This is a genomic window from Pseudomonas sp. RIT-PI-r, from assembly GCF_001297015.1.
Taxonomy (GTDB): Bacteria; Pseudomonadota; Gammaproteobacteria; order Pseudomonadales; family Pseudomonadaceae; genus Aquipseudomonas.
In genome coordinates this window covers 421,227-444,658 of sequence record NZ_LIGE01000025.1, presented here as the reverse complement: position 1 = coordinate 444,658, position 23,432 = coordinate 421,227, and the positions used below count along the sequence as shown (strand labels likewise).

23 protein-coding genes are annotated in these 23,432 nt (G+C 60.3%); 11 read left to right on the top strand and 12 right to left on the bottom strand.

All coding sequences use genetic code 11. From position 1 onward, the window contains the following. Window positions 1-2 precede the first annotated feature (2 nt). Window positions 3-1,160, bottom strand: coding sequence for an efflux RND transporter periplasmic adaptor subunit (locus AK821_RS13865; protein ID WP_064390197.1), 1,158 nt, complete (start codon window positions 1,158-1,160; stop codon window positions 3-5). A gap of 293 nt (window positions 1,161-1,453) precedes the next feature. Here AK821_RS13865 and AK821_RS13860 point away from each other — a divergent pair, with 293 nt between their 5' ends. Then, entirely contained in the window at window positions 1,454-2,155 is a 702-nt protein-coding gene (locus AK821_RS13860) for a response regulator transcription factor (protein ID WP_064390196.1), read from the top strand. A 4-nt stretch (window positions 2,156-2,159) separates the two neighbouring features. Then, window positions 2,160-3,461, top strand: a complete 1,302-nt coding sequence (locus AK821_RS13855) for an ATP-binding protein (RefSeq protein ID WP_064390195.1) — start codon at window positions 2,160-2,162, stop codon at window positions 3,459-3,461. Window positions 3,462-3,549: 88 nt separating this feature from the next. On the opposite strand, the gene pncA is transcribed toward AK821_RS13855, so the two are convergent. The 4 genes from pncA to AK821_RS13835 form a co-directional block, all read right to left on the bottom strand. Then, complete coding sequence (pncA, locus tag AK821_RS13850; RefSeq protein WP_064390194.1) at window positions 3,550-4,176, bottom strand: bifunctional nicotinamidase/pyrazinamidase; 627 nt, start codon at window positions 4,174-4,176, stop codon at window positions 3,550-3,552. Window positions 4,177-4,226: 50 nt separating this feature from the next. Further along, complete coding sequence (locus AK821_RS13845; RefSeq protein ID WP_064390193.1) at window positions 4,227-4,985, bottom strand: anti-sigma factor family protein; 759 nt, start codon at window positions 4,983-4,985, stop codon at window positions 4,227-4,229. Next, entirely contained in the window at window positions 4,982-5,467 is a 486-nt protein-coding gene (locus tag AK821_RS13840; RefSeq protein WP_371920143.1) for a sigma-70 family RNA polymerase sigma factor, read from the bottom strand. The genes AK821_RS13845 and AK821_RS13840 overlap by 4 nt, the downstream gene beginning before the upstream one ends. Before the next feature lie 62 nt (window positions 5,468-5,529). Further along, window positions 5,530-6,063 carry a tetratricopeptide repeat protein gene (locus AK821_RS13835; protein WP_064390192.1) on the bottom strand — a complete coding sequence of 178 codons (534 nt, stop codon included), beginning with the start codon at window positions 6,061-6,063 and terminating at the stop codon, window positions 5,530-5,532. A gap of 159 nt (window positions 6,064-6,222) precedes the next feature. Between AK821_RS13835 and AK821_RS13830 the strand changes: the two genes are divergently transcribed. From AK821_RS13830 to nudC, 3 genes are all read left to right on the top strand, one after another. After that, the gene (locus AK821_RS13830; protein WP_064390190.1) at window positions 6,223-6,993 is read left to right on the top strand and encodes a class I SAM-dependent methyltransferase; all 771 of its coding nucleotides are present in this window, start codon (window positions 6,223-6,225) and stop codon (window positions 6,991-6,993) included. Between the two features lie 194 nt (window positions 6,994-7,187). Continuing rightward, complete coding sequence (locus tag AK821_RS13825) at window positions 7,188-8,000, top strand: crotonase/enoyl-CoA hydratase family protein (RefSeq protein ID WP_064390188.1); 813 nt, start codon at window positions 7,188-7,190, stop codon at window positions 7,998-8,000. A 6-nt stretch (window positions 8,001-8,006) separates the two neighbouring features. Beyond that, the gene (gene nudC, locus AK821_RS13820; protein ID WP_064390187.1) at window positions 8,007-8,837 is read left to right on the top strand and encodes an NAD(+) diphosphatase; all 831 of its coding nucleotides are present in this window, start codon (window positions 8,007-8,009) and stop codon (window positions 8,835-8,837) included. Here nudC and AK821_RS13815 read toward each other — a convergent pair. Beyond that, window positions 8,805-9,584 carry a TSUP family transporter gene (locus tag AK821_RS13815; protein WP_064390185.1) on the bottom strand — a complete coding sequence of 260 codons (780 nt, stop codon included), beginning with the start codon at window positions 9,582-9,584 and terminating at the stop codon, window positions 8,805-8,807. The two genes, nudC and AK821_RS13815, sit on opposite strands and share 33 nt — an antisense overlap. Window positions 9,585-9,921: 337 nt before the next feature. Here AK821_RS13815 and sfnG point away from each other — a divergent pair, with 337 nt between their 5' ends. Continuing rightward, window positions 9,922-11,004, top strand: a complete 1,083-nt coding sequence (sfnG, locus tag AK821_RS13810; RefSeq protein WP_064390184.1) for a dimethylsulfone monooxygenase SfnG — start codon at window positions 9,922-9,924, stop codon at window positions 11,002-11,004. Between the two features lie 122 nt (window positions 11,005-11,126). Here the strand turns inward: sfnG and AK821_RS13805 are convergent, their stop codons facing one another. After that, window positions 11,127-11,606, bottom strand: coding sequence for a nuclear transport factor 2 family protein (locus tag AK821_RS13805; RefSeq protein WP_064390182.1), 480 nt, complete (start codon window positions 11,604-11,606; stop codon window positions 11,127-11,129). A gap of 55 nt (window positions 11,607-11,661) precedes the next feature. Then, window positions 11,662-12,225, bottom strand: a complete 564-nt coding sequence (locus AK821_RS13800; protein ID WP_064390180.1) for a TetR/AcrR family transcriptional regulator — start codon at window positions 12,223-12,225, stop codon at window positions 11,662-11,664. A gap of 216 nt (window positions 12,226-12,441) precedes the next feature. On the opposite strand from AK821_RS13800, the gene pssA reads away from it, so the two are divergent. Then, entirely contained in the window at window positions 12,442-13,785 is a 1,344-nt protein-coding gene (gene pssA, locus AK821_RS13795) for a CDP-diacylglycerol--serine O-phosphatidyltransferase (protein ID WP_064390178.1), read from the top strand. A 131-nt stretch (window positions 13,786-13,916) separates the two neighbouring features. On the opposite strand, the gene efeO (AK821_RS13790) is transcribed toward pssA, so the two are convergent. The 4 genes from efeO (AK821_RS13790) to efeU are packed head-to-tail and all read right to left on the bottom strand — an operon-like array spanning window position 13,917 to window position 18,139. Next, window positions 13,917-14,741 carry an iron uptake system protein EfeO gene (gene efeO, locus AK821_RS13790; RefSeq protein ID WP_064390176.1) on the bottom strand — a complete coding sequence of 275 codons (825 nt, stop codon included), beginning with the start codon at window positions 14,739-14,741 and terminating at the stop codon, window positions 13,917-13,919. A 27-nt stretch (window positions 14,742-14,768) separates the two neighbouring features. After that, window positions 14,769-16,067, bottom strand: a complete 1,299-nt coding sequence (gene efeB / locus AK821_RS13785) for an iron uptake transporter deferrochelatase/peroxidase subunit (RefSeq protein WP_064390174.1) — start codon at window positions 16,065-16,067, stop codon at window positions 14,769-14,771. Between the two features lie 18 nt (window positions 16,068-16,085). After that, window positions 16,086-17,285: an iron uptake system protein EfeO gene (efeO, locus tag AK821_RS13780; protein ID WP_064390172.1), complete on the bottom strand. Its 1,200-nt coding sequence runs from the start codon at window positions 17,283-17,285 to the stop codon at window positions 16,086-16,088. 8 nt (window positions 17,286-17,293) lie between these two features. Next, complete coding sequence (gene efeU / locus AK821_RS13775; RefSeq protein WP_064390171.1) at window positions 17,294-18,139, bottom strand: iron uptake transporter permease EfeU; 846 nt, start codon at window positions 18,137-18,139, stop codon at window positions 17,294-17,296. A gap of 291 nt (window positions 18,140-18,430) precedes the next feature. On the opposite strand from efeU, the gene AK821_RS13770 reads away from it, so the two are divergent. The 4 genes from AK821_RS13770 (at window position 18,431) to AK821_RS13755 (ending at window position 23,362) form a co-directional block, all read left to right on the top strand. After that, the gene (locus AK821_RS13770) at window positions 18,431-19,447 is read left to right on the top strand and encodes an AraC family transcriptional regulator (RefSeq protein ID WP_064390169.1); all 1,017 of its coding nucleotides are present in this window, start codon (window positions 18,431-18,433) and stop codon (window positions 19,445-19,447) included. A 266-nt stretch (window positions 19,448-19,713) separates the two neighbouring features. Continuing rightward, entirely contained in the window at window positions 19,714-21,378 is a 1,665-nt protein-coding gene (locus AK821_RS13765; RefSeq protein WP_064390167.1) for an AMP-binding protein, read from the top strand. A gap of 16 nt (window positions 21,379-21,394) precedes the next feature. Beyond that, complete coding sequence (locus AK821_RS13760) at window positions 21,395-22,156, top strand: SDR family NAD(P)-dependent oxidoreductase (RefSeq protein WP_064390165.1); 762 nt, start codon at window positions 21,395-21,397, stop codon at window positions 22,154-22,156. Between the two features lie 12 nt (window positions 22,157-22,168). After that, the gene (locus tag AK821_RS13755) at window positions 22,169-23,362 is read left to right on the top strand and encodes an acetyl-CoA C-acyltransferase (RefSeq protein ID WP_064390164.1); all 1,194 of its coding nucleotides are present in this window, start codon (window positions 22,169-22,171) and stop codon (window positions 23,360-23,362) included. Window positions 23,363-23,432: the final 70 nt, after the last annotated feature.

The following is a 23,432-nucleotide window of genomic DNA, read 5'->3' as shown; positions in this document are numbered from 1 at the left end:
GCTTACTGACCAGAAGTCTGGGCAAGTGGAAGAGGGGTATCGTCGATCTGCACTTTTTCGCCAGGACGGGCGTGCTGCACGCCTTCGACGACGATGCGGTCGCCGGGCTTGAGACCGCCGGTGACGATCCAGCGATCGTTTTGCACCGCGCCCAGTTGCACCGGTTGCTGCGCCACACGCATTTGCTCGTCGACGGTCAGCACTTGCGCGATGCCGGCGCTGTCACGTTGAACGGCGCGTTGCGGCACGGTAATACCGTTCTGGATCTTCGCCTGTTCGATGCGCACCCGGATGAAACTGCCCGGCAGCAGATCGAGGTCCGGGTTCGGAAATTCGCTGCGCAAGATGATCTGGCCTGTGCCCGGATCAACCGTGATATCGCTGAACAGCAGTTTGCCCGGCAACGCATAGAGACTGCCGTCATCCTGAATCAGCGTGACCTTGACCTGATCCTGACCGACCTCCTGCAACTGCCCGGAGCGGAATGCACGCCGCAGTTCGTTGAGTTCGCGGGTCGATTGCGTGACGTCGGCGTGAATCGGGTTCAACTGCTGAATCAATGCCAGCGGCGTGGTTTCGTTCTGCCCGACCAGCGCGCCTTCGGTGACCAGCGCACGCCCCACACGCCCGGAAATCGGTGCGACGACGGTGGCATAACCCAGATTCAGTTTCGCCCGCTCGACGGCGGCCTTGTTGGCCGCGACGTCGGCGGCGGTTTGCCGGGCATTGGCGCGCGCGTTGTCGTAGTCCTGACCACTGATGGCCTTGTCGTCGATCAGCTGCGCGTAGCGTTGTTCCTGCAGTTTTGCCTGGAAGGCATTGGCTTCGGCTTTGCGCAGCGCGGCTTCTGCGCTGTCGAGGTCAGCCTTGAACGGCGCCGGATCGATGCGGAACAGCACGTCACCCTTTTTCACGTCGCTGCCTTCTCGGAAGGTGCGCTGCAGCACCACGCCGGCAACCCGTGCGCGGACTTCGGCAATGCGCGGCGCAGCGACGCGGCCGCTGAGTTCGCTGCTGATCGACAGGGGATGGGCCTCGATGGTTTCGATGCGCACGGTGGCCGGTGGCGCCTGTTCCTCGGCGTTCGAGGACGAGTCACAGGCACTCAGCGTCAGCGCCATTGCGATCAGGCCGAGCCCGGCCAACAGTTTGTTCGACATTTACCACCCCCAATATTGATGCCTGCATCCTACGGCCAGTCGCCGAGAGTAGCGGTGAAGCTTTGTAGGCGCTGTGTGAAATTGTGTAAGGGTTTTACTCAGGGGCGGCTGAGGGCGTATATCCTTTAGCCCTTGAAATTTATTGCGACAGTTGCATCGTCATCGCGGGCTTGCCCGCTCCCCCAGGGATCGGTTGTGGACACAAATCATGTGAACACCCGAAAGCACTGTGGGAGCGGGCTTGCCCGCGATGAGGCCTGCAATGTCGCCACTGCACTTTCTGGAACACCTCCATGCCCAACATCCTCCTGGTCGAAGACGACACCGCCCTCGCCGAACTGATTTCCAGCTATCTGGAACGCAACGGCTATTCCGTCAGTGTCATCGGCCGTGGCGATCACGTACGTGAGCGGGCGCGGGTCAATCCGCCGGACCTGGTGATTCTCGACCTGATGTTGCCGGGCCTCGATGGCCTGCAGGTGTGCCGCTTGCTGCGGGCCGACTCGGCGACGTTGCCGATCCTGATGCTCACCGCCCGCGATGACAGCCACGATCAGGTGCTGGGCCTGGAAATGGGCGCCGACGATTACGTCACCAAGCCCTGCGAGCCGCGTGTTTTGCTCGCGCGGGTACGCACCTTGTTGCGCCGCAGCAGCCTCGGCGAACCGTTGACGGTCAACGATCGCATCGTCATGGGCAACCTGTGCATTGATCTGTCCGAGCGTACCGTGACCTGGCGCGAGCAACCGGTGGAACTGTCCAGCGGCGAGTACAATTTACTGGTCGTGCTGGCCCGGCATGCCGGCGAAGTGCTGAGTCGTGACCAGATTCTGCAACGTTTGCGCGGCATTGAATTCAATGGCACCGACCGTTCGGTGGACGTTGCGATCTCCAAGCTGCGGCGCAAGTTCGACGACCACGCCGGTGAGGCGCGCAAGATCAAGACCGTGTGGGGCAAGGGTTATCTGTTCAGCCGTTCCGAGTGGGAATGCTGAGCTGATGTTTCGCATCCTGTTTCGCCTGTACCTGGTGACGATCATCTCGTACAGCGCGGCGATCTATCTGGTACCGGACCTGGTGGTCATGGCATTCCGTGAACGCTTCGTCACCTATAACCTGGATTATTCGCGCGGCCTGCAATCGCTGATCACCAAGCAGTTTCATGCTGCACCGCACGAACAGTGGCCGGCGATTGCGGCGTCGATGGACAAGGATTTCCAGCCGTTGCACATCGTCCTTGCGCGCATCGATAACGCCGATTTCACCGCGATCGAGCAGCAACGACTGCGCCGTGGCGAAAACGTGGTGCGCATCGGCGACTGGGGCTGGCGCACGCTGGCAGTGACACCGCTCAATGACGATATGGCGGTGCAAATGGTCGTGCCGCCGGACCCGATGGACGTCAATCTGTTGTACTGGAGCATTAACGTGTTGATCGGCGCGAGCCTGCTGGCGTGCCTGCTGCTTTGGTTGCGCCCGCACTGGCGCGATCTCGAACGCCTCAAGGGCACTGCCGAACGCTTCGGTAAAGGTCATTTGAGCGAGCGCACGAAAATCGCCCAGAGTTCGAACATCGGCAGTCTGGCCAACGTGTTCGACACCATGGCCGGCGACATCGAAAACCTGTTGAATCAGCAGCGCGACCTTCTCAATGCTGTCTCCCATGAACTGCGTACTCCGCTGACGCGTCTCGATTTCGGCCTCGCGCTGGCGCTGTCCGACGATTTGCCGGCCGCCAGCCGCGAGCGCTTGCAGGGCCTGGTCGCGCACATTCGTGAACTCGATGAGCTGGTGCTTGAGCTGCTGTCCTACAGCCGCTTGCAGAACCCGGCGCAATTGCCGGAGCAGATTGAAGTCTCACTGGACGAATTCATCGACAGCATTCTCGGCAGCGTCGATGAGGAGCTGGAGTCGCCGGAAATCGTCATCGACGTGTTGTTGCATGGTCAGCTCGAACGCTTCTCGCTGGATCCGCGCCTGACCGCCCGCGCCATCCAGAATCTGCTGCGCAATGCCATGCGTTACTGTGAGAAACGCATTCAGATCGGCGTGCAGGTCAGTGGCGAAGGTTGTGAGATCTGGGTGGACGACGACGGGATCGGCATCCCGGACGATGAGCGCGAGCGGATTTTCGAGCCGTTCTACCGGCTGGACCGTAGCCGCGACCGGGCCACCGGTGGTTTTGGCCTGGGTCTGGCCATCAGTCGCCGGGCCCTGGAAGCGCAGGGTGGCACCCTGACCGTGGAATCCTCACCGTTGGGTGGCGCACGCTTCCGGCTATGGCTGCCCACTACCACCTGAAACCACTGTAGGAGCTGCCGCAGGCTGCGATCTCTTGATCTTGAAAACACCCTCAATAGATCGCAGCCTGCGGCAGCTCCTACACGGGTCAGATCAGTTCGTTTGACTGGATCAGACCGACCCCGGCCAGTTGCATGCGCTCGATTGCTGCTGCCAGTGATCCCTGCAGATCGATCGCCCGGCAGGCATCCAGCACGACAAATGCGTTGAAGCCTGCCGTGCGTGCATCCAGCGCGGAAAACATCACGCAGAAATCCAGCGCCAGTCCGACCATATAGACCGTGTCGATGCCACGCTCCTTGAGATAGCCGGCGAGCCCGGTGACCGTCGTGCGGTCGGCTTCCAGGAATGCCGAATAACTGTCGATGTCCGGGTTGCAACCTTTGCGGATCACCAGTTGGGCATGAGGCAAATTCAGTTCCGGATGGAACTCGGCGCCGGGCGTAGCCCGCACGCAATGATCCGGCCACAGCGTTTGTTGGCCGTAAGGCAACTCAATCACATCGTAAGGCTCGCGCCCGGGATGGCTGGAGGCGAACGAAGCATGACCGGCAGGGTGCCAGTCCTGGGCAATGATGACCTGCTTGAAGTGGCCGCCGAGACGGTTGATCAGCGGGACGATCTGATCGCCTTCCGGTACGGCCAACTGTCCGCCTGGGGTGAAGTCGTTCTGCACGTCGATGACCAGCAGCGCGCTGCGCGGTGAAATCTGCATCGGTATGTCCTCCTTGGATAATCACGCGCACAGGATAGTAGCAACGGCCGTCATGCGCTCAATCGTTCGATCAGGTGTCTGGCCAGAGCATCAAGTTCCGGCGCCGGGTTATGCCCGATCAACATCCACGCATGCTCGCGCGCGGTCCAGTACACCACGTTCATGGCGTGTCGCCGTTCGTGAGCCAGCGGCTGGCTGCCGCTGTTGGCGCGGGTGACGCACAGGGCCATCGGCCCATGTCTGGCATCGAGATAGGTGATTTGCGCGATCGGCACGCCGTCGTATTCGAGCAATTGCGCGCGCTTGAGCTCCGCGCCGGGCAGCCTCAGCGTGGCCGGTGCCAGACTCAAGCCCAATCGCGCGTCCACCGTGCGCAACTGCGCGCGCTGACTGGCTTCGTCTACCGGCAGATGATCGAGCGTCTGCGGGACATAAAGCGCCATGTAGTCGCCGACCCGTTCGCGCCAGCTGTGGTCTTGCGCCGCTTGCCAGCCGAGCAACAGCCGATCGGCCAACACGCCGCCAGCCACCAGGGTGGCGGCCGCCGCAGCGATAAACCAGCGTCGGCTCAGGCCCGGATGTTCCGGTGACGCAATACCGTCGAGCCGAGCCTGCAAACGTTCCAGCGGCGCCTGCTGCGCCAGTTCATCGTAGGCCGCTTTGTACGGCAGATTGCTGCGGCTCAGCCATTGCACACGCAGGCTGAGCAGCGGATCGTCGGCGATGGCACTGTCGAATTGGCTGCGCTGTTCGCGGTCGAGTTCGTCGTCCAGGTACGCGACCAGTTGTTCATCCGAAGGTGTGTTCATGACCGGTCTCCTTCGGTGGTTTTCGGCACCGCTTGCAGCGGCGGGTATTCGGCGAGTTTCAGGCGTGCGGTGGCCAGGCGACTCATCACCGTGCCGATCGGCACTTGCAGGATCTCGGCGACTTCGCGGTAGGACAAGCCTTCGACATAGGCCAGATACACCGTTTCACGCTGGGTCTCGGGCAGGACGTCGACGCGCCGAATCACTTGCGCAGCCAGTACATGGGTTTGCGCGGCGTATTCACCATCGAACGCCAGATGGCCGTCGGCATCGACCTGTCCTGCGCCCTGACGCACGCGCCGCGCGCGCACTTCATTGAGCCAGATCGAATGCAGGATGCTCAGTAGCCAGCGGTCCATGCGCGTACCGGCGATATATTGAGCAGAACGCTCCAGCGCCCGCACGCAGGTGGCCTGGACCAGATCCTCGGCGACATGCCGATTGCGCGACAGCAGCAGACCGTAGCGCCACAATCGCGCCAGATGCTGTCCGAGTTCTGCTCTGAATGCCTGATCGCTGACGATGATGGCCTCCGCTTTTGATATCAGGTTTTCGATGAGTCGTTAATGGCTTGCGCCAGGTCCTGGTATTCCTCGCACGCCGTGCCGCAGATCGACTGGATCTGCCGCAACTGTTCTTGCGCGAGGTCGACGCGGCCTTTGATCACGTAGGCTTCGCCGAGGTATTCGCGCACTTGCGCGTATTGCGGATCGAGTTTCACCGATTGCAGGTAATAGCTGATGCCTTCGTCGGTACGCCCGAGTTTGCGCGTGGCGTACCCGCGATAATTCAGCGCCTTGGCGGTGTTCGGCTGTTTCAGCGTGTCGAGTAACGCCAGTGCTTCATCGTAGCGACCCGCCTTGGCCAGGCGATAGGCGTAATCGGTGCGGTCGGCATCGGGCAGCAGGCTGCTGGTCTGCAATACGCATTTTTGCGTTTTGCTGTCCCAGACCTGGCCTTTCGGGCATTCGGGCTTCTGCACCGGCTCGTCTTCGTCACCATTGGCGAAGGCCAGATGGCTGGACATGGCAGCCGCCAGCAGCAGCGGGGCGGCGAACATAACGGAACGGATAGTCATGGGCAAGGCTCCACAGGGGGTTATGTTTCACTTTGAACACCACAGGGTGAAATTTTATTCATTGCTTAGTCAGTGACTGTTCAAGTCAGGCACAAATTCCGGCGCTATGCTCGCAAGCGTCTGCCGTTGATCCGAAGCTCTGCGATAAGGGGGACTGCCATGAACGATCATCTGCATCATTCCACTGGGGGCTACAAAACCGCCGCTGATACCTACGTCAAAGGGCGGCCGAATTACCCACCGCAAGTCAGTGACTGGCTGACGACAACGCTAGGTCTGGATGGTCACAAGACGGTGATTGATCTGGGCGCCGGCACCGGCAAATTCACCGGTCGGTTGGTGGCCACAGGCGCGCAGGTTATCGCCGTCGAACCCGTGGCGCAGATGCTCGAGAAACTTTCTGATGCCTGGCCGCAGGTGTTGGCCGTGCATGGCACGGCGACCGATCTGCCGCTACCGGATGCGTCGGTCGACGTGGTGATCTGCGCGCAGGCGTTTCACTGGTTTGCCAGCGAAGCCGCGTTGACCGAGATCGCTCGAGTGCTCAAGCCTGGCGGCAAGTTGGGGTTGATCTGGAACCTGCGCGACACCCAAGTGAGCTGGGTGCCGAAGCTGGACGCCATCGTTAATGCGCTGGAAGGTGATACACCGCGTTATTACACCGGCGAATGGCGCAAGGCGTTTCCGCACCCGGCGTTCGGGCCACTGCAATTGCAGCAGTTTCACAATGGGCATACCGGCTCGCCGGAGGATGTCTTGTTTAACCGCGTGCGTTCGACCAGTTTCATTGCCGCACTGCCGGACGCACAACGGACGAAGGTTGATGAGCAGATTCGCGCGCTGATCGCGTCCGAGCCCGAGTTGCGCGGCAAGGATGTAGTAACAGTCCCCTACGAAACCGCAGCCTTCGTGACACGAAAATCCCTGTAGGAGCTGCCGCAGGCTGCGATCTTTTGATCTGGTCTTCTAAAATCAGCATCAAAAGATCGCAGCCTGCGGCAGCTCCTACAGGGTGGAATGTTGCAGTACATCTCCTCAAGTCAGTCCCGCATTTGGCCGAACCGCCACTGTGATGCCTTGTTATAGTTCGGGCCTCATTTTCAGCCCGGTAAAGGATCACTGCCATGACTCAATACTCCGCTTTCAGCGTCGAACTGGCCGACAACATCGCCCATGTGCAAATCAATCGCCCGGAAAAAATCAACTCGATGAACGCGGCATTCTGGAGCGAGATCGTCGAGATCTTCCAGTGGATCGACGACACCGACGAAGTGCGTGTAGTGGTGCTCAGCGGCAATGGCAAACATTTTTCCTCTGGCATCGATCTGATGATGCTCGCCGGCGTCGCCAATGAACTGGGCAAGGACGTCGGCCGCAACGCGCGCCTGCTGCGCCGCAAGATCCTCACCCTGCAAGCCTCGTTCAATGCCGTCGATAACTGCCGCAAACCGGTGCTCGCAGCGATTCAGGGTTACTGCCTGGGTGGCGCCATCGATCTGATCGCCGCGTGCGACATGCGTTACGCCGCCGAAGACGCACAATTCTCGATCAAGGAAATCGATATCGGCATGGCCGCCGATGTTGGCACTTTGCAACGGTTGCCACGGATCATCGGTGACGGCATGCTGCGTGAACTGGCTTACACCGGCCGCACCTTCGGCGCTGACGAGGCGCGCAGCATCGGCCTGCTCAATCGCGTCTACAGCGACAAGGACGCGTTGCTCGAAGGCGTGCTGGAGATCGCCCGCGAGATCGCTTCGAAATCGCCGATCGCGGTCACCGGCACCAAGGAAATGATCAGCTACATGCGTGACCATCGCATCGACGACGGCCTCGAATACGTTGCCACCTGGAACGCCGCCATGCTGCAATCCACTGATTTGCGCGTGGCCATGGCCGCCCACATGAGCAAACAGAAACCCGAATTTCTGGACTGAGAAACCATGACAGCTCGCTGGACCACTGCAGTACTCGACACCGATCAACCGGGCGGCTGGGCGGTTGCGCGCAGCCCGGACGGTTTTTTGTTTGATGACAACGGCGCGCTGTTCCCACGCGAATGGCTCAAGCGGCAGGACTTGTCGATCCTCGCCGAGCACGGCATTGGCCATCTCGACGGCGAGCCGGTGTATCTGCTCGAACTGCGCAGCACCAGTGAGGTGCCGGGTTGCAACTGGAAAGGCCTGAGAGCGTTCATGCTCGATGGCGATCACACCATCTACAAAGTGCTCGGTTACGCCGCGCAGATCGGCACCTGGGCTCGCGAGCACCGTTTCTGCGGCAATTGCGGCCAGGCGATGACGCAGGTGCCGCGCGAACGGGCGATGTATTGCCAGCCGTGCGACTTGCGCAGTTATCCGCGTATTTCGCCGAGCATGATCGTGCTGATCACCCGTGGCGACGAGATTCTGCTGGCGCGTTCACCGCGTTTCGTCAGCGGGGTGTACAGCACGCTGGCGGGGTTCGCTGAACCTGGCGAGTCGGCCGAGGATTGCCTGATTCGTGAAGTGCGCGAAGAAGTGCAGATCGAAGTGAAGAACATTCAGTACCTGGGCAGCCAGTGCTGGCCGTTCCCGCATTCGATGATGCTCGGCTTCCATGCCGAATATGCCGGTGGCGAAATTGTCTGTCAGGAAGATGAGATCGAAGACGCCCAGTGGTTCAACGTGCACGACCTGCCGCCGTTGCCGGCGTCCAAGTCGATTGCCCGTTACCTGATCGACGTCTACGTGGCGCGGCGCTTAGGCCACGCTGAACCAGTGCTGCCAGGCTAGGCGCACGGTCAAACCCAGCACCACGGTGATGAACACCGGGCGAATGAACTTGGCGCCACCGCTGATCGCGGTGCGCGCGCCAAAGAACGCGCCGACCATCACCGACAGGCCCATGCTCAGGCCGATGATCCAGTCCACTTGCCCGGAAAACACGAACACCGACAGCGCCGCAATGTTGCTGACGAAGTTCATGCTGCGCGCCACACCGCTGGCCTTGACCAGGTCGATCGGGTAGAGCAGCAGGCTGCTCACCGTCCAGAATGCGCCAGTGCCAGGCCCAGCCACACCGTCATAGAAACCGAGGCTGAAACCTTGGGTCGACTGCCATTTCTTTTTGATCGGCGCATCGCTGTCCAGCGGTGCTTTGGGCGTACCGCCGAACAACAGATACAGACCGCAAGCGAAGACGATCACCGGGAGCATCTTGTTCAGCCATTCGGCCGGCAGGTAATGGGCGACGATGGCGCCGGTCAATGCACCGACCAGCGTGCCGACAATCGCGTGCACCCACTGCCGTGGGTGGAACAGTTTGCGGCGGTAGAAGGTGAAACTGGCGGTGGCCGAACCGAAAGTCGAACTCAACTTGTTGGTGCCGAGCACCAGGTGCGGCGGCAGGCCGGCAGTCAGCAACGCTGGCGTGGTCAGCAGGCCGCCACCGCCGGCGATGGCGTCGATGAAACCGGCAATGAAGGCGACGATGGCCAGAATGGCCAGAGTGGTGAGGTCAACGCTGAGTTCGAAAGGCATGGAATCGGCTTATTCGGCAGGGCGCAGAACGTGAGCTGCGGGGAGGGCGGTCATGTTACTCATTTCCAAGTGTTGCGGCGACCCGTCTGACGCCTTCGCGAGCAGGCTCGCTCCCACATTTTGAAATGCATTCCACCCTGTGGGAGCGAGCCTGCTCGCGAAGGCATTCTTCATGCCGACCCCAAACCAACTGTTGTCCACACAACAACCCGCCAACAAATCCCACCTCTACAAAACATCTGCACCACACAACAAACCCAACAAAACCGGGCATTCCAGGCCTGGCACGCTTGCTGCTCTACCACTCTCATCTCTCAAATGTCCCGAGGACACGCCAATGAGTCAGCAAGCGGTAAAATTTGCCTACTGGGTGCCGAACGTCAGCGGTGGGCTGGTGGTCAGCAAGATTGAACAGCGCACGGATTGGGGCATCGACTACAACCGCAAGCTGGCGCAAATCGCCGAAGCCGCCGGTTTCGAGTACGCGCTGACGCAGATCCGCTTTACCGCCGGTTACGGCGCCGAGTTCCAGCACGAGTCCGTCGCATTCAGCCATGCACTGCTTGCAGCGACCAGCAAACTTAAAGTGATCGCGGCGATTCTGCCCGGGCCATGGCAACCGGCGCTGGCGGCCAAGCAACTGGCAACCATCGATCAACTCACCAATGGCCGCATCGCGGTGAACATTGTCAGCGGCTGGTTCAAAGGCGAGTTCCAGGCCATCGGCGAGCATTGGCTGGAGCACGACGAGCGTTATCGCCGTTCCGAGGAGTTCATCCGCTCGCTGCGCGGCGTGTGGAGTCAGGACAACTTCACCTTTCGCGGCGATTTCTACCGTTTCGACAATTACACCCTCAAGCCAAAACCACTGGGCCGTCCGGAGATTTTTCAGGGCGGCAGCTCGCGGGCAGCACGGGACATGGCGGCAAGGGTCTCGGACTGGTATTTCACTAACGGCAACAGCGTTGAGGGGATCAAGGCGCAGGTTGACGATATTCGTCAGAAAGCGGCGGCGAACAATCATTCAGTGAAAATTGGCGTGAACGCCTTTGTCATCGCCCGCGACACTGAAGAAGAGGCCAGAGCCGTACTGGCGCAGATCATCGATCAGGCCGATCCGGAAGCAGTGAATGCCTTTGGTGATGCCGCGAAACAGGCGGGCAGGGCGTCACCGGGAGGAGAGGGCAACTGGGCGAAATCGACGTTCGAGGATCTGGTGCAGTACAACGACGGTTTCAAGACCAATCTGATTGGCACGCCGTTGCAGATTGCCGAGCGGATTGTCGCGTTGAAGGCGGTGGGGGTGGATCTGGTGTTGGCGGGGTTTCTGCACTTTCAGGAAGAGGTCGAATATTTCGGCCGGCGGGTGTTGCCGCTGGTGCGCGAGTTGGAGGCCGAAAAGACCGCTGCCGTCGCCTGAACCCCACACATCCCCTGTAGGAGTGAGCCTGCTCGCGATGGCGTCTGAACATTCAACTTATAGGTTGACTGACACACCGCTATCGCGAGCAGGCTCACTCCTACAGTTGGAGCTGTGTTGGCTTACAGGCCGAGGTCAGACAGGCTTGGGTGATCATCCGGGCGCCGGCCCAGCGGCCAGTGGAACTTGCGCTCGCTTTCCTTGATCGGCATGTCATTGATGCACGCATAGCGCTGGAACATCAGGCCTTGCTCATCGAATTCCCAGTTCTCGTTGCCATAGGAGCGGAACCAGTTGCCTGAGTCATCGTGCCATTCATAGGCATAGCGCACGGCGATGCGCGTATCGGAGTAGGCCCACAGTTCCTTGATCAAACGGTAATCCAGCTCTTTCGCCCATTTACGGGTGAGGAAGGCCTGGGCTTCTTCACGGTTGTTGGCGAACTCGGCGCGGTTACGCCATTGGGTGTCGAGGGTGTAGGCCAGCGATACCCGTTCCGGGTCGCGGGAGTTCCAGCCATCCTCGGCCAGTCGAACTTTCTCGATCGCCGATTCACGGCTGAAGGGCGGTAATGGCGGACGTACCTGGGCTGCAGTAGACATGTTCAGTCTCCCGATCTAATTAATAATTGAACAACAAGTCCGGCTTATTAAGGCATTACAGGTCCAATAACTTTCGCGCCATGCATTGCGCATTATCGGCGGCACTGTGATCACCCATCACAAGCGCTACGGTAATGGCACCGTCAATCAGGATCAGCAACTGTTTGGCCAGCAGTTGCGGATCCTCGGCACCATGTTCGGTACACAGCTCGCACACGTAGTCGAGCAGCTTCTGTTTGTGTTCTTTGGCGACCAGCCGTACGGGGTCTTGCGGGTCGCCGGTCTCGCCGCTGGTATTGATGAAGGCGCAGCCGCGAAAGCCTTCCGAGGCGAACCAGCCTTTGAGCACGGTAAACAGGTTGAGCAGGCGATCGGCCGGGGTTTCGGCCTGATCGACGGCGCTTCTGTACCAATGCATCCAGCGGATGTCGCGGCGTTGCAGGGCGGCGACGGTCAGTGCGTCCTTGTCGGCAAAGTAACGGTAGATGCTTTTTCTGGAGACACCGGCGGTTTTCACCAGAAGATCCATGCTGGTGGCAGCGATGCCACTTTTGTAGATCAGCTTTTCGGTGACGTCCAGAATGATGTCGCGCGTGTCGTTGCTAGTGATTTCGTTCATGTGGCAAACAGTAGAACGATTGTTCTCCTTGGTCAAGCGGGTATTTTTGTCGATTGTGAAATCGTCTTCGCGAGCAGGCTCGCTCCCACAGGGGAATGCGTTTCAAAGGTGAGAGCGAGCCTGCTCGCGAAGACGCCATTACAGACACTAACAAGACCCGAAGGATGCGATGGTGTAAGCTCTCGGGTTCTTCGGATTCGACCCATTGCGAGCCCTATGCCGTTGCTTTTCAAACGCTCCTTGCTGCCTAAATTGCGCAGCTTCCCGCTGACCGCCGAGGCTGTGACCATTCTGTCCGGCGCCGCCGAGTTCCGTCGTTGCCTGCTGGAGAAAATCGCCGCAGCGACCCAACGCATCTACATCGTCGCGCTGTACTTGCAGCAAGACGAAGCCGGTCAGGAAATCCTCGATGCCCTCCACGCCGCCAAGCTCAAGCGTCCCGAGCTGGAAATCGCCGTGGTCGTCGACTGGCTGCGTGCGCAACGCGGGTTGATCGGTGCCGGCAAACAGCCGGGCAATTCGGCGTGGTATCAGGAAATGACCCGCACGCACGAAAGCGAAGTGCCGGTCTACGGCGTGCCGGTGCAGACCCGCGAACTGTTCGGCGTGCTGCATTTGAAGGGCTTCGTGATCGACGATTGCGTGGTCTACAGCGGTGCGAGCCTGAATAACGTCTACCTGCACAAGTTCGACAAGTACCGTTTCGACCGCTACCACGTGCTGCAAAGCCATGAGCTGGCGGACTCGATGCATCATCTGGTCAAGCATGGCTTGATCGAGTCGAAAGCCGTGCATCGCCTCGATCTGCCTAACCTGCCGACCACCCGCAGCCTGCGCAACGACATCGGCGACTTGCGCAGCCGTCTCAAATACGCGACATACGACACCGCCACGGGCAGCACCGCCCGAGACGGCTTGTCCGTGACCCCGTTGCTCGGCGTCGGCAAGAACAACCCCTTGAACCGGGCGATTCTTGAGCTGATCGCCAGCGCGCAAAAGCAGCTGACCATTTGCACGCCGTACTTCAATCTGCCACTGGGCGTGATCCGCGAGATCAATCGCGCGTTGGCCCGTGGCGTGAAGATCGACATCGTGGTCGGTGACAAGACTGCCAACGATTTCTATATCCCGCCGAGCGAGCCGTTCAAGGTCATCGCGGCGCTGCCGTACCTGTACGAAATCAGTCTGCGCCGCTTCGCCAAACGGCATCAGCGCAATATCGACAGCGGCCAGTTGAACCTGCATCTGTGGCGTGATGGTGACAACACCTATCACCTCAAGGGCATGTGGGTCGATCAGCGCTATACGCTGCTGACCGGCAACAACCTCAATCCACGGGCGTTCCGTCTGGATCTGGAGAATGCGTTGTTGATTGATGATCCGAAGGGGGAGTGGCTGGCGCCGCGAGCGAAGGAGCTGGAAGAGATTTTCCGCCATACCACGCGGATCGACAGTTTTCAGAATCTGGAGACGCTGCCGGAGTATCCGGCCGGGGTGGCCAAGTTTCTCAAGCGCGTGAGTCGGGTGCGGATTGAGCGGTTGCTCTACCGGATACTTTAGCGCTGCTGAAAATGCCATCGCTGGCAAGCCAGCTCCCACAGTGTTCTTGGTGATCCACAAATATTGTGTACACCAAGAACCTGTGGGAGCTGGCTTGCCAGCGATGGGGCCCGCTTAGACGCTACAAAAAATCAATTCAGCCCCAACTTGCCACGCAACGTGGACAGATCTTCCGCCAGTGTATTCACCGGCCCGACCAGCGCTTTACGGTCGTTATCCTTCACCTTGTCATAGGTTTCAAACCCACCCTCCTTGGTCTTGTACTTGGCCAGAATCTTGTCGACGGTGGCAAAGTTCTTGTCGACCTTCGCGACAAAAGCCTTGTCTTGCTTTTCGATCTGCGGACGGAACAGATCAACGATTTTCTTCGCACCGTCGATGTTGCCCTGGAAGTCGTAGAGGTCGGTGTGGCTGTAGCGATCTTCTTCACCGGAGATCTTGGTCGCGGCGACTTCTTCCAACAGTGCAGCAGCTCCACCGACGACTTTTTCCGGTGGGAACGTCAGGCCGGCCACGCGGGTTTGCAGGTCTTTGACGTCGCTGTTGAGCTTGTCCGCCAACTCGTTCAAGCCTTGGGTGCTTTTCTCTGAGAACAGCGTGTATTCGATGCGGTGGAAACCGGTGAAGTCTTCAGCTTTCACGCCTTTCTCGTGGTCGTCGACGCGGGAGTCGATGGAGGCATCGAGGTCACTGAACAGTTCGGCAATCGGCTCGATCGACTCGTAGTAAACGCGGGTCGGTGCGTAGAGTTTTTGTGCGGTGGCCAGGTCACCTTTTTTCACCGCGTCGGTGAACTGCTGCGTGTGGCTGCCCAACTCATCGAGTTGTTCGGTGACGTAAATCTTGTAGTCCGACACCGGTCCGACCAGATCCAGCGGTGCCGTGGCGGCAAACGCTGACAGCGGGGTGTTGAGCAAACCGAGGGTTAGCAATAACGCGAGTGGCGTCTTTTTCATGGGGGCGGCTCCAGTGTTGGGATTGTTCTATGCAGCTGTTTTCGGTTGTGTGGCGTTAAGCAGCGAGCGACCGATGAAATCCTTGTCGCCCGTGACACCCGGCAGGGTGAAGAAGTAACCGCCGCCAACCGGTTTGAGGTATTCCTCAAGCGGCTCGCCGTTGAGACGGGTCTGCACGGTGATGAAGCCTTTTTCCAGGTCGGCCTGGTAACAGATGAACAGCAGGCCCATGTCGAGCTGACCGTTCTTGTTCACGCCGTTGGAATAGTTGAATGGCCGTCGCAGGATCAGGTTGGCCTGAGTCGCAGCCGTGCGCGGATTAGCCAGGCGAATGTGCGCGTCGAGTTTGGTCAGTTTGCCTTCGGGGTCTTTGCGGTAATCCGGCACTTCGGTTTCATGGCTGCCGCCGATAGGCGCGCCGGAGGTTTTCACCCGGCCAAGGATGCTTTCCTGTTCCTGCAACGGTGTGCGATCCCAGCGTTCAACGAAGTTGCGAATGATCCGCACCGCTTGATAGCTGCCATGCGCGGCCCAGGCCGGTTCATCGCTGCCCGCTTGCACCCAGACGATGCTGTCCATGGCTTTGGCATCGTTGGAGTCCGGGTTGGCCGAGCCGTCACGGAAGCCGAGGAAATTGCGCGCCGATTGCGCCGGCACACCGGGTTTCGCCGGGGCTTGTGGCGGCACGCTGCCTTCCTGTTTCCAACGCACCAGCAGCAGGTCGGGGAGGTTTTTGACGATGTCACGCAGGGCGTGGATGTTGGTGTCGGTGGTGTTGGAGCAAAACTGCAAACTCAAGTCGCCGTGGCAGCAGTCAGCCTCCAGCGCATCGTTGGGGAAGCCGACCATGCGGATCAGGCGTTTGGGCTTGGCCTCGGCCAGACCGAAGCGCTCATCGAACAAGGATTCGCCGACGGAGACGGTAATGGTCAGGTTGTCCGGTGTCACGTTCGGGCCGAGGATGCCGGAGTCCGGCGGCGGCAGTTTCGGGTCGATCTGTGCGACCGGGCCGCCCTTCATCAGAAACGCAATGCGCTCGTTGAGCGTGCGGAACAACCGCTCGAGGTCTTCGCGATCACTGGCCAGCACGTCGAACGACACCAGCATGCCGGAGGCCGGGCGCGGGGTGACGATGCCGGTCTGGTGCACACCGTGGAAATCGTGGCGGTCTTGGGTCTTGTCGCTGCTCGGTGCTTCGGTGACTTGCGCCGGCGCGGCGGCCATGGCCGGGCAGCTCAGGGCTGAGCCGGCAAGGGCGACACCGGCGGCGCCCATGCCCATCAGGACACGGCGACGTTGCAGGTTGAGGTTTTCTGATTCTTTCATCGCTAATTCGTCTTCTGCTTACAGGCCGGAGAGGCCGAGGGCGGGATCGATGCCATCCAGTGCGTCGGCCAGAGCCTGGGCCTTGTCGGCAATCTGCTTGCGTTGTGCGCCGCTGACGGAGTCGTAGCTGGCGTAGCCGTCCTTGATCTTGAAACTATCCAGCGTGGTATCGAAATCGGTCAGCGCAGCGTCGATTTTCGGCAGCAGATCGGCGGCGGATTTGCTCAGCATTGGCCGCAGCAGATCGACGACTTTGTGCGCGGTTTGCGCATTGGCGGCGAAACCGTTGAGGTCGCTGTGGCTGTAGCGTTCCTCTTCACCACTGGCGGCGCGCACGTCGGCCAATGTGTTGAGGTTGCGCACGACGATGTTGACCAGTTGCTCGGGTGGCAGGCTCTGCGCGAGCAGTTGCTGTTTGAGCGTGGTGACGTCGCTGAGCAGGCGCTGGGCAACCGGTGCCAGATCGTCGAGTTTGCGCTGCTGGAACAGGCCGAATTCGAGGCGATGGAAGCCGACGAAGGCTGGATCCTGCTCACGTTTTTCGAAGTAATCGGCGCGGGCGTTGATGCTGTTGTCCAGTTCTGCCAGACGCTGCGCAGCCGGGGCCAGATGTTGATACGCCGAGCGTGCTGGCAGGTACAGCGCCTGAGCCTGACTCAAATCGCCGCTTTCAATAGCTTGATTGAGTGCGGTCACGGCTTTGATCAGCGCGCTGCTCTGACTGGCCAGATACACACGGAATTCCGACAACGGCCCGACGAAAGCGACCATTGATGGTTTGGCCTTGGCCGCCGCGTCAGAGGCTGCCGTCGGCGTCACATGCAGGGTGCCGCGTGGGTTGCTGAGCAATCCGCAGGTGATCGCGTAATCGCCGGGTTGCAGATTGGCGTTGATCACCTGGCTCAGGCCCGGCGCGATGTTTTCGCGCTCTTCGACAACCAGCACACCGTCGAGGATTTCCCATTCCACCGCGCGGTCGGAGCGGTTGACGATGCGGAAACTGGCGCGGCCGGCCGGCACGGTCAGCGCATTCGGCTCGCAACTGCCCGGGTGAATGTTCACCACCACTTCGTCGTGATTGTGCTGACGTTTGGCCGCGGCCATTTTCGAGGCGTACCAGAACAGGCCGCCGGCGGCGATCATGATGACCACCGAACCGGCCACCGCCCAGCGCAAGGCACGGGGAGGGGAGGCCTGAGGAGTATTAGGCTTTGACATGGATGCCCTTATTGGCTGGAAACGGAAGACGATTGCGCGGAGCGCTTGGGGGCGGGAGCCGGATAAAAGAACATCACCAGCGCCACCACCAGGTAAATCAGATACGCCCCGAGGGTGCTGACGGTCGGCGCATCCTGATAACCGAACATGCCGGCCAGCACCGAGCCCAACGGGCCGTCCATCGGCAGCGTCGCGCTGAAATCGAAGAGCACGGTTTGCAGGTGATTCCACAGCCCGGCTTCATGCAGGGCTTGCACGGAATTGGCGAGAATCCCGGCGGCCACCACCAGAATGAACAGGCCGGTCCACTTGAAGAACGCCGAAAGGTTGAGGCGCATGCTGCCGCTGTAGATCAGGAAGCCGACGATGATCGCCAGAATCAGCCCGAGCAGGGCACCGATCGGCGCGCCCGGGCCTTCGCTTTGCTGGAACACCGCGAGCAGGAAGAACACCGTTTCCAGACCTTCGCGAGCGACAGCGAAGAAGACCATGGCGATCAGCGCAATGACCTGATGCTTCGAAGAGGTCAGCGCGTGATCCAGCGAGGCTTGCAGCGAATGCTTGATCGAACGCGCGACCTTGCGCATCCAGAACACCATGGAGCTGAGAATGCCCACGGCCACCAGGCCGACGATGCCTTCGAACAGTTCCTGCTGCTTTTGCGGGAATTCGGCACTGACCAGTTCCAGACCGCCACCGACCAGCAGGGCGAGGGCGGCGGCGAGGAATACGCCGATCCACACGGCGGGCATCCATTGGCCACGGCCAGTCTGTTGCAGGTAGCTGGCGATAATGCCAACGATCAGCGCGGCTTCAATGCCTTCGCGCAGCATGATCAGGAAGGGAACGAGCATTCGGTATCCAACAAGTCATTCGAAGAGGTTACAAGTTGTAACATAATGAAAGTCATTCTCACATGACATTGATTGACATAAACCTGAACAGTTGCTGAACGACCTCAATTTTTGCCTCGCATTGATCCTTGTAGGAGTGAGCCTGCTCGCGATGGCGTCGTATCAGTCAGCGCTGATTTTTCAGACCCAGCGCTATCGCGAGCAGGCTCACTCCTACAGGGGGTTCGTGTTGAATTCGCCACCTGCGGTAATATGCCCACCACTCAAAAACAACAAGGTTCACCGCGCTCCATGTCCGAAAAAGACACCATCGCCGTTCAACTGGTGCGTGAAGCGCTGCTGCAGAGTTGTGCCCCGGGCGTGGCCACCGACGAAGTCTTGAGCAAGGTCGGCATTGCGCCGGCGTTGCTGCAAACCGCGCAGGGTCGGGTGCCGGCCTCGCAGTACGCGAAACTCTGGCGCTTGTTGGCCCGCCGCGGCGATGACGAGTTTTTCGGCATGGACCCGCGCAAGCTCAAGTCCGGCAGCCTCGAATTCCTCTGTCGCAGTGCGATGGCGCAACCGACACTGGCAGCGGGTTTGAGCACGGGGTTGAGTTTTCTCTCACTGATGCTGGAGCGCATGCCGGCGCAACTGGTGCACCAGCAAAGTCTGGCGGAAATTGTACTGCTGGAGGGCGACGCCGAACCGCGCCGCGCTTTCACCTATTTCACCTATTGGATGATTGTCCACGGCGTCGCCTGCTGGCTGGCGGGGCGGCGGATTCCGATTCTGGCCATTGAATTGCGTTGCCCAGAGCCGGATTTCACCGATGACTACCGGGTGATGTTTTCCGAAAACCTGCGGTTCGATCGGTCACGCACGCGGATGATCTTTTCTGCCGATTGCCTTGATCTGCCGATCAAACGTTCCGCCGAAGAGTTGAAGCGCTTTCTGGCCCATGCGCCGGCCAACATTCTGGTGAAGTACCGCGACCCGGAAAGCCTCGCCAGTCGGATCAAGCAGGATCTGCGGCAATTGCCCGCTGAACAATGGCCGGAAACCGAGGCGCTGGCGCAACAGTTATGCATGTCGGCCTCGACCTTGCGCCGGCGCCTGGCCGAGGAAGGGCAGACCTATCAAGGCCTCAAAGACAGCGTGCGCAAGGAATTGGCGATTATCTGGCTGGCGGAACCTTCGATCAGTTTTGTCGAGATTGCCAGTCGATTGGGGTTTGCCGATGCGAGTTCGTTCTATAAGGCGTTTCGCAAGTGGTCGGGGTCGAATCCCGGCCACTACCGCACGCTGATCCTGAATGAGGTTGTCTGATCCAACACATCCCGACGCTTGATCGTTCCCACGCTCTGCGTGGGAATGCCTCAAGGGACGCTCCGCGTTCCAGCTCTGGAGCGGACGCAGAGCGTCCAAGGCTGCATTCCCACGCAGAGCGTGGGAACGATCAGTGTGGTAGCAGTCTTGGCCAAACCAGTCAGCCACTTTGATGGCTTTGACCATTGCCCCAACCCCCACACAGCGCGACTATCCCTCTGTTGTTTACGCTTCCCAGCCTAATAAAAAACAGAGGGATTCTGGCAATGCGCGATTACTTGTCTGCCACCGCACAGTTCAACTATCAGCACACCGTGGATGCCGCGCTCAGCGGTACGCTTGAGGCGCTCAACGCCTGCGTCGAATGCTGCGACCGGCATGCCTTGCCGGGGCGTATCGCGCTGTTCTGGGAAGGCCGCGATGGCGCCAGTGCGACGTACACCTTCAGTGATCTGCAAGACAAAGCCGCGCGTTTTGCCAATTTTCTTCTCGCCCAGGGCGTGCAGAAGGGCGACAAGGTCGCCGGCCTGCTGCCGCGCAACATCGAATTGCTCATCACCGTGTTCGCCACCTGGCGCATCGGCGCGGTGTATCAACCGCTGTTCACCGCGTTCGGCCCCAAGGCCCTCGAACATCGCCTGAACAGCTCAGGCGCCAAAGTGGTGGTCACCGACGCGGTCAACCGGCCGAAACTCGCTGAAGTCGCTGATTGCCCGACATTGGTCACCGTCGGCGGCACCAAGGGCCAAGGCATCGTCCGTGGCGATTTCAGTTTCTGGGCCGAATTGGCCAACCATTCCAGCGTCTGCGAACCGGTGTTGCTGACCGGTGAAGACCCATTTCTGCTGATGTTCACCTCGGGTACCACCGGCCCATCAAAGGCGCTGTCAGTACCGCTCAAAGCCATTGTCGCGTTCCAGAGCTACACCCGGGACGCCGTGGATCTGCGCCCGGAAGATTCGTTCTGGAACGTCGCCGATCCGGGCTGGGCCTACGGCATCTACTTCGGCGTGACCGGCCCGTTGTCGATGGGGCACCCGATCACCTTCTACGATGGCCCGTTCACCCTCGAAAGCACTTGCCGGGTGATCAACAAGTACGGCATCACCAATCTCACCGGATCGCCAACGGCTTATCGTTTGTTGATTGCCGGTGGCGATGAGTTCGCCAAGTCGATCAAAGGCAAGCTGCGCATCGTCAGCAGCGCCGGCGAGCCGCTGAACCCGGAAGTGATTCGCTGGTTCGCCGACAATCTCGACGTGGTCATTCATGACCATTACGGCCAGACCGAACTGGGCATGGTCCTGTGCAACCACCACGGCCTCGACCACGCGGTGCACGTCGGCGCCGCCGGTTTCGCCTCGCCGGGCCACCGTATCGTCGTGCTCGATGACCAGTACAACGAACTCGGTGTCGGTCAGCCCGGCATTCTCGCCATCGACCGCCCGCAATCACCGATGTGCTGGTTCGGCGGCTATGAGGGTGCGCCAACCAAGGCCTTTGTCGGCGATTATTACCTGAGCGGCGACACCGTCGAGTGGAATCCGGACGGCAGCATCAGCTTCGTCGGCCGCAGCGACGACGTGATCACTACCTCCGGCTACCGCGTCGGCCCGTTCGATGTGGAAAGTGCGCTGATCGAACACCCGGCGGTGGTCGAGGCGGCGGTCGTCGGCAAACCGGACCCGGAGCGCACCGAACTGGTCAAAGCCTTCGTCGTGCTGAGTGCGCAATACCGCGCCGCGCCGGAGCTGGCCGAAGAGCTGCGCCAACACGTACGCAAGCGTCTGGCGGCGCATGCGTACCCGCGTGAAATCGAATTTGTCAGCGAATTGCCCAAAACCCCCAGCGGCAAATTGCAGCGCTTTATCTTGCGCAACCAGGAAATCGCCAAGGCTCAAGAGGCTGCGGCGCATAACGTTTCAGCTTGAATCAGGAAATACAGTCATGCAGATCGAGAACAAGGTTTTTATCGTCACCGGCGGCGCATCCGGCCTCGGTGCGGCCACCGCTGAATTGCTGGTGAGTGCCGGCGCCAAAGTGATGCTGGTGGACATGAATGCCGAAGCAGTCGCCGCACAGGCTCAGCGTCTGGGCGCGCAAAGCGTGGTTGCCGATATCAGCAACGAAGCCGCCGCCGAAGCCGCCGTGCAAGCGACCGTCAAAGCCTTCGGCAGCCTCAACGGTCTGGTCAACTGCGCCGGCATCGTCCGTGGCGAGAAAATTCTCGGCAAGAACGGCCCGCATGCGCTGAGCAGTTTCGCGCAAGTGATCAACGTCAACCTGATCGGCAGCTTCAACATGCTGCGTCTGGCCGCTGCGGCCATCGCCGAATCCGAGGCCAACGCTGATGGCGAGCGTGGTGTGATCATCAACACCGCATCCGTCGCTGCATTCGACGGCCAGATCGGCCAGGCGGCGTATTCCGCTTCGAAAGGCGCAATCGCCAGCCTGACCCTGCCGGCCGCCCGCGAACTGGCACGTTTCGGCATCCGTGTAATGACCATCGCCCCAGGCATTTTCGAAACGCCGATGATGGCCGGCATGACCCCGGAAGTTCGCGAATCGCTGGCCGCCGGCGTGCCGTTCCCGCCGCGCCTGGGCAAGCCTGCGGAATACGCTGCGCTGGTTCGGCATATCATCGAAAACAGCATGCTCAACGGCGAGGTGATCCGTCTCGACGGCGCCTTGCGCATGGCCGCCAAGTAAGGAGGATTTGTCATGACTATTTCCAACGATCCGATTGTTATCGTCAGTGCCGTGCGCACGCCAATGGGCGGTTTTCAGGGCGAACTGAAAAGCCTTACCGCGCCGCAACTCGGTGCTGCTGCAATCAAGGCTGCGGTTGAACGCGCCGGTGTCGCCAGCGACGCGGTTGATGAAGTGCTGTTTGGTTGCGTATTGCCTGCGGGACTCGGTCAGGCGCCTGCGCGTCAGGCCGCGCTCGGCGCCGGACTGGATAAATCGACCCGTTGCACCACCGTCAACAAGATGTGCGGCTCGGGTATGGAAACCACCATTCTGGCTCACGACATGCTGATCGCTGGCAGCGCCGACGTGGTGATTGCCGGCGGCATGGAAAGCATGTCCAACTCACCGTATCTGCTGGATCGCGCGCGCGCCGGTTACCGCATGGGCCATGGCCGCGTGCTTGATTCGATGTTCCTCGACGGCCTCGAAGATGCCTACGACAAGGGGCGCCTGATGGGCACCTTCGCCGAAGACTGCGCCGAAACCAACCACTTCAGCCGTGAAGCGCAGGATGCGTTTGCCATCGCTTCGACCACGCGCGCGCAGCAGGCGATCAAGGACGGCAGCTTTAAGGACGAAATCGTCCCGCTGACCGTGACCGTTGGCAAAGAGCAGGTGCTGATCAGCCATGACGAGCAGCCGCCGAAAGCCAAGCTGGACAAGATTGCCTCGCTGAAACCAGCATTCCGCGAAGGCGGCACAGTGACGGCGGCGAACTCCAGTTCAATCTCTGACGGGGCGGCGGCGTTGGTGCTGATGCGTCAGTCGCAGGCGCAGAAGCTGGGTTTGAAACCGTTGGCCGTTATCCATGGTCATGCAGCGTTCGCCGACACCCCCGGCCTGTTCCCGGTGGCGCCGATTGGGGCGATCAAGAAGCTGATCAAGAAAACCGGTTGGTCGCTGGGTGATGTTGATCTGTTCGAAGTGAACGAAGCGTTTGCTGTGGTTGGCATGGCGGCGATGACGCATCTGGAAATCCCGCATGACAAGCTGAACGTGCATGGCGGCGCTTGTGCGCTGGGCCATCCGATTGGCGCGTCCGGTGCGCGGATTCTGGTGACGTTGCTCTCAGCGCTGCGCCAGCGCAACCTCAAACGCGGCGTGGCAGCGATCTGCATCGGCGGCGGCGAAGCCACGGCCATGGCCGTGGAATGCGTGTATTGAGCCCAACACCAATCCCCTTGTAGGAGTGAGCCTGCTCGCGATGACGTCGTATCAGTCACCACTGATTTAT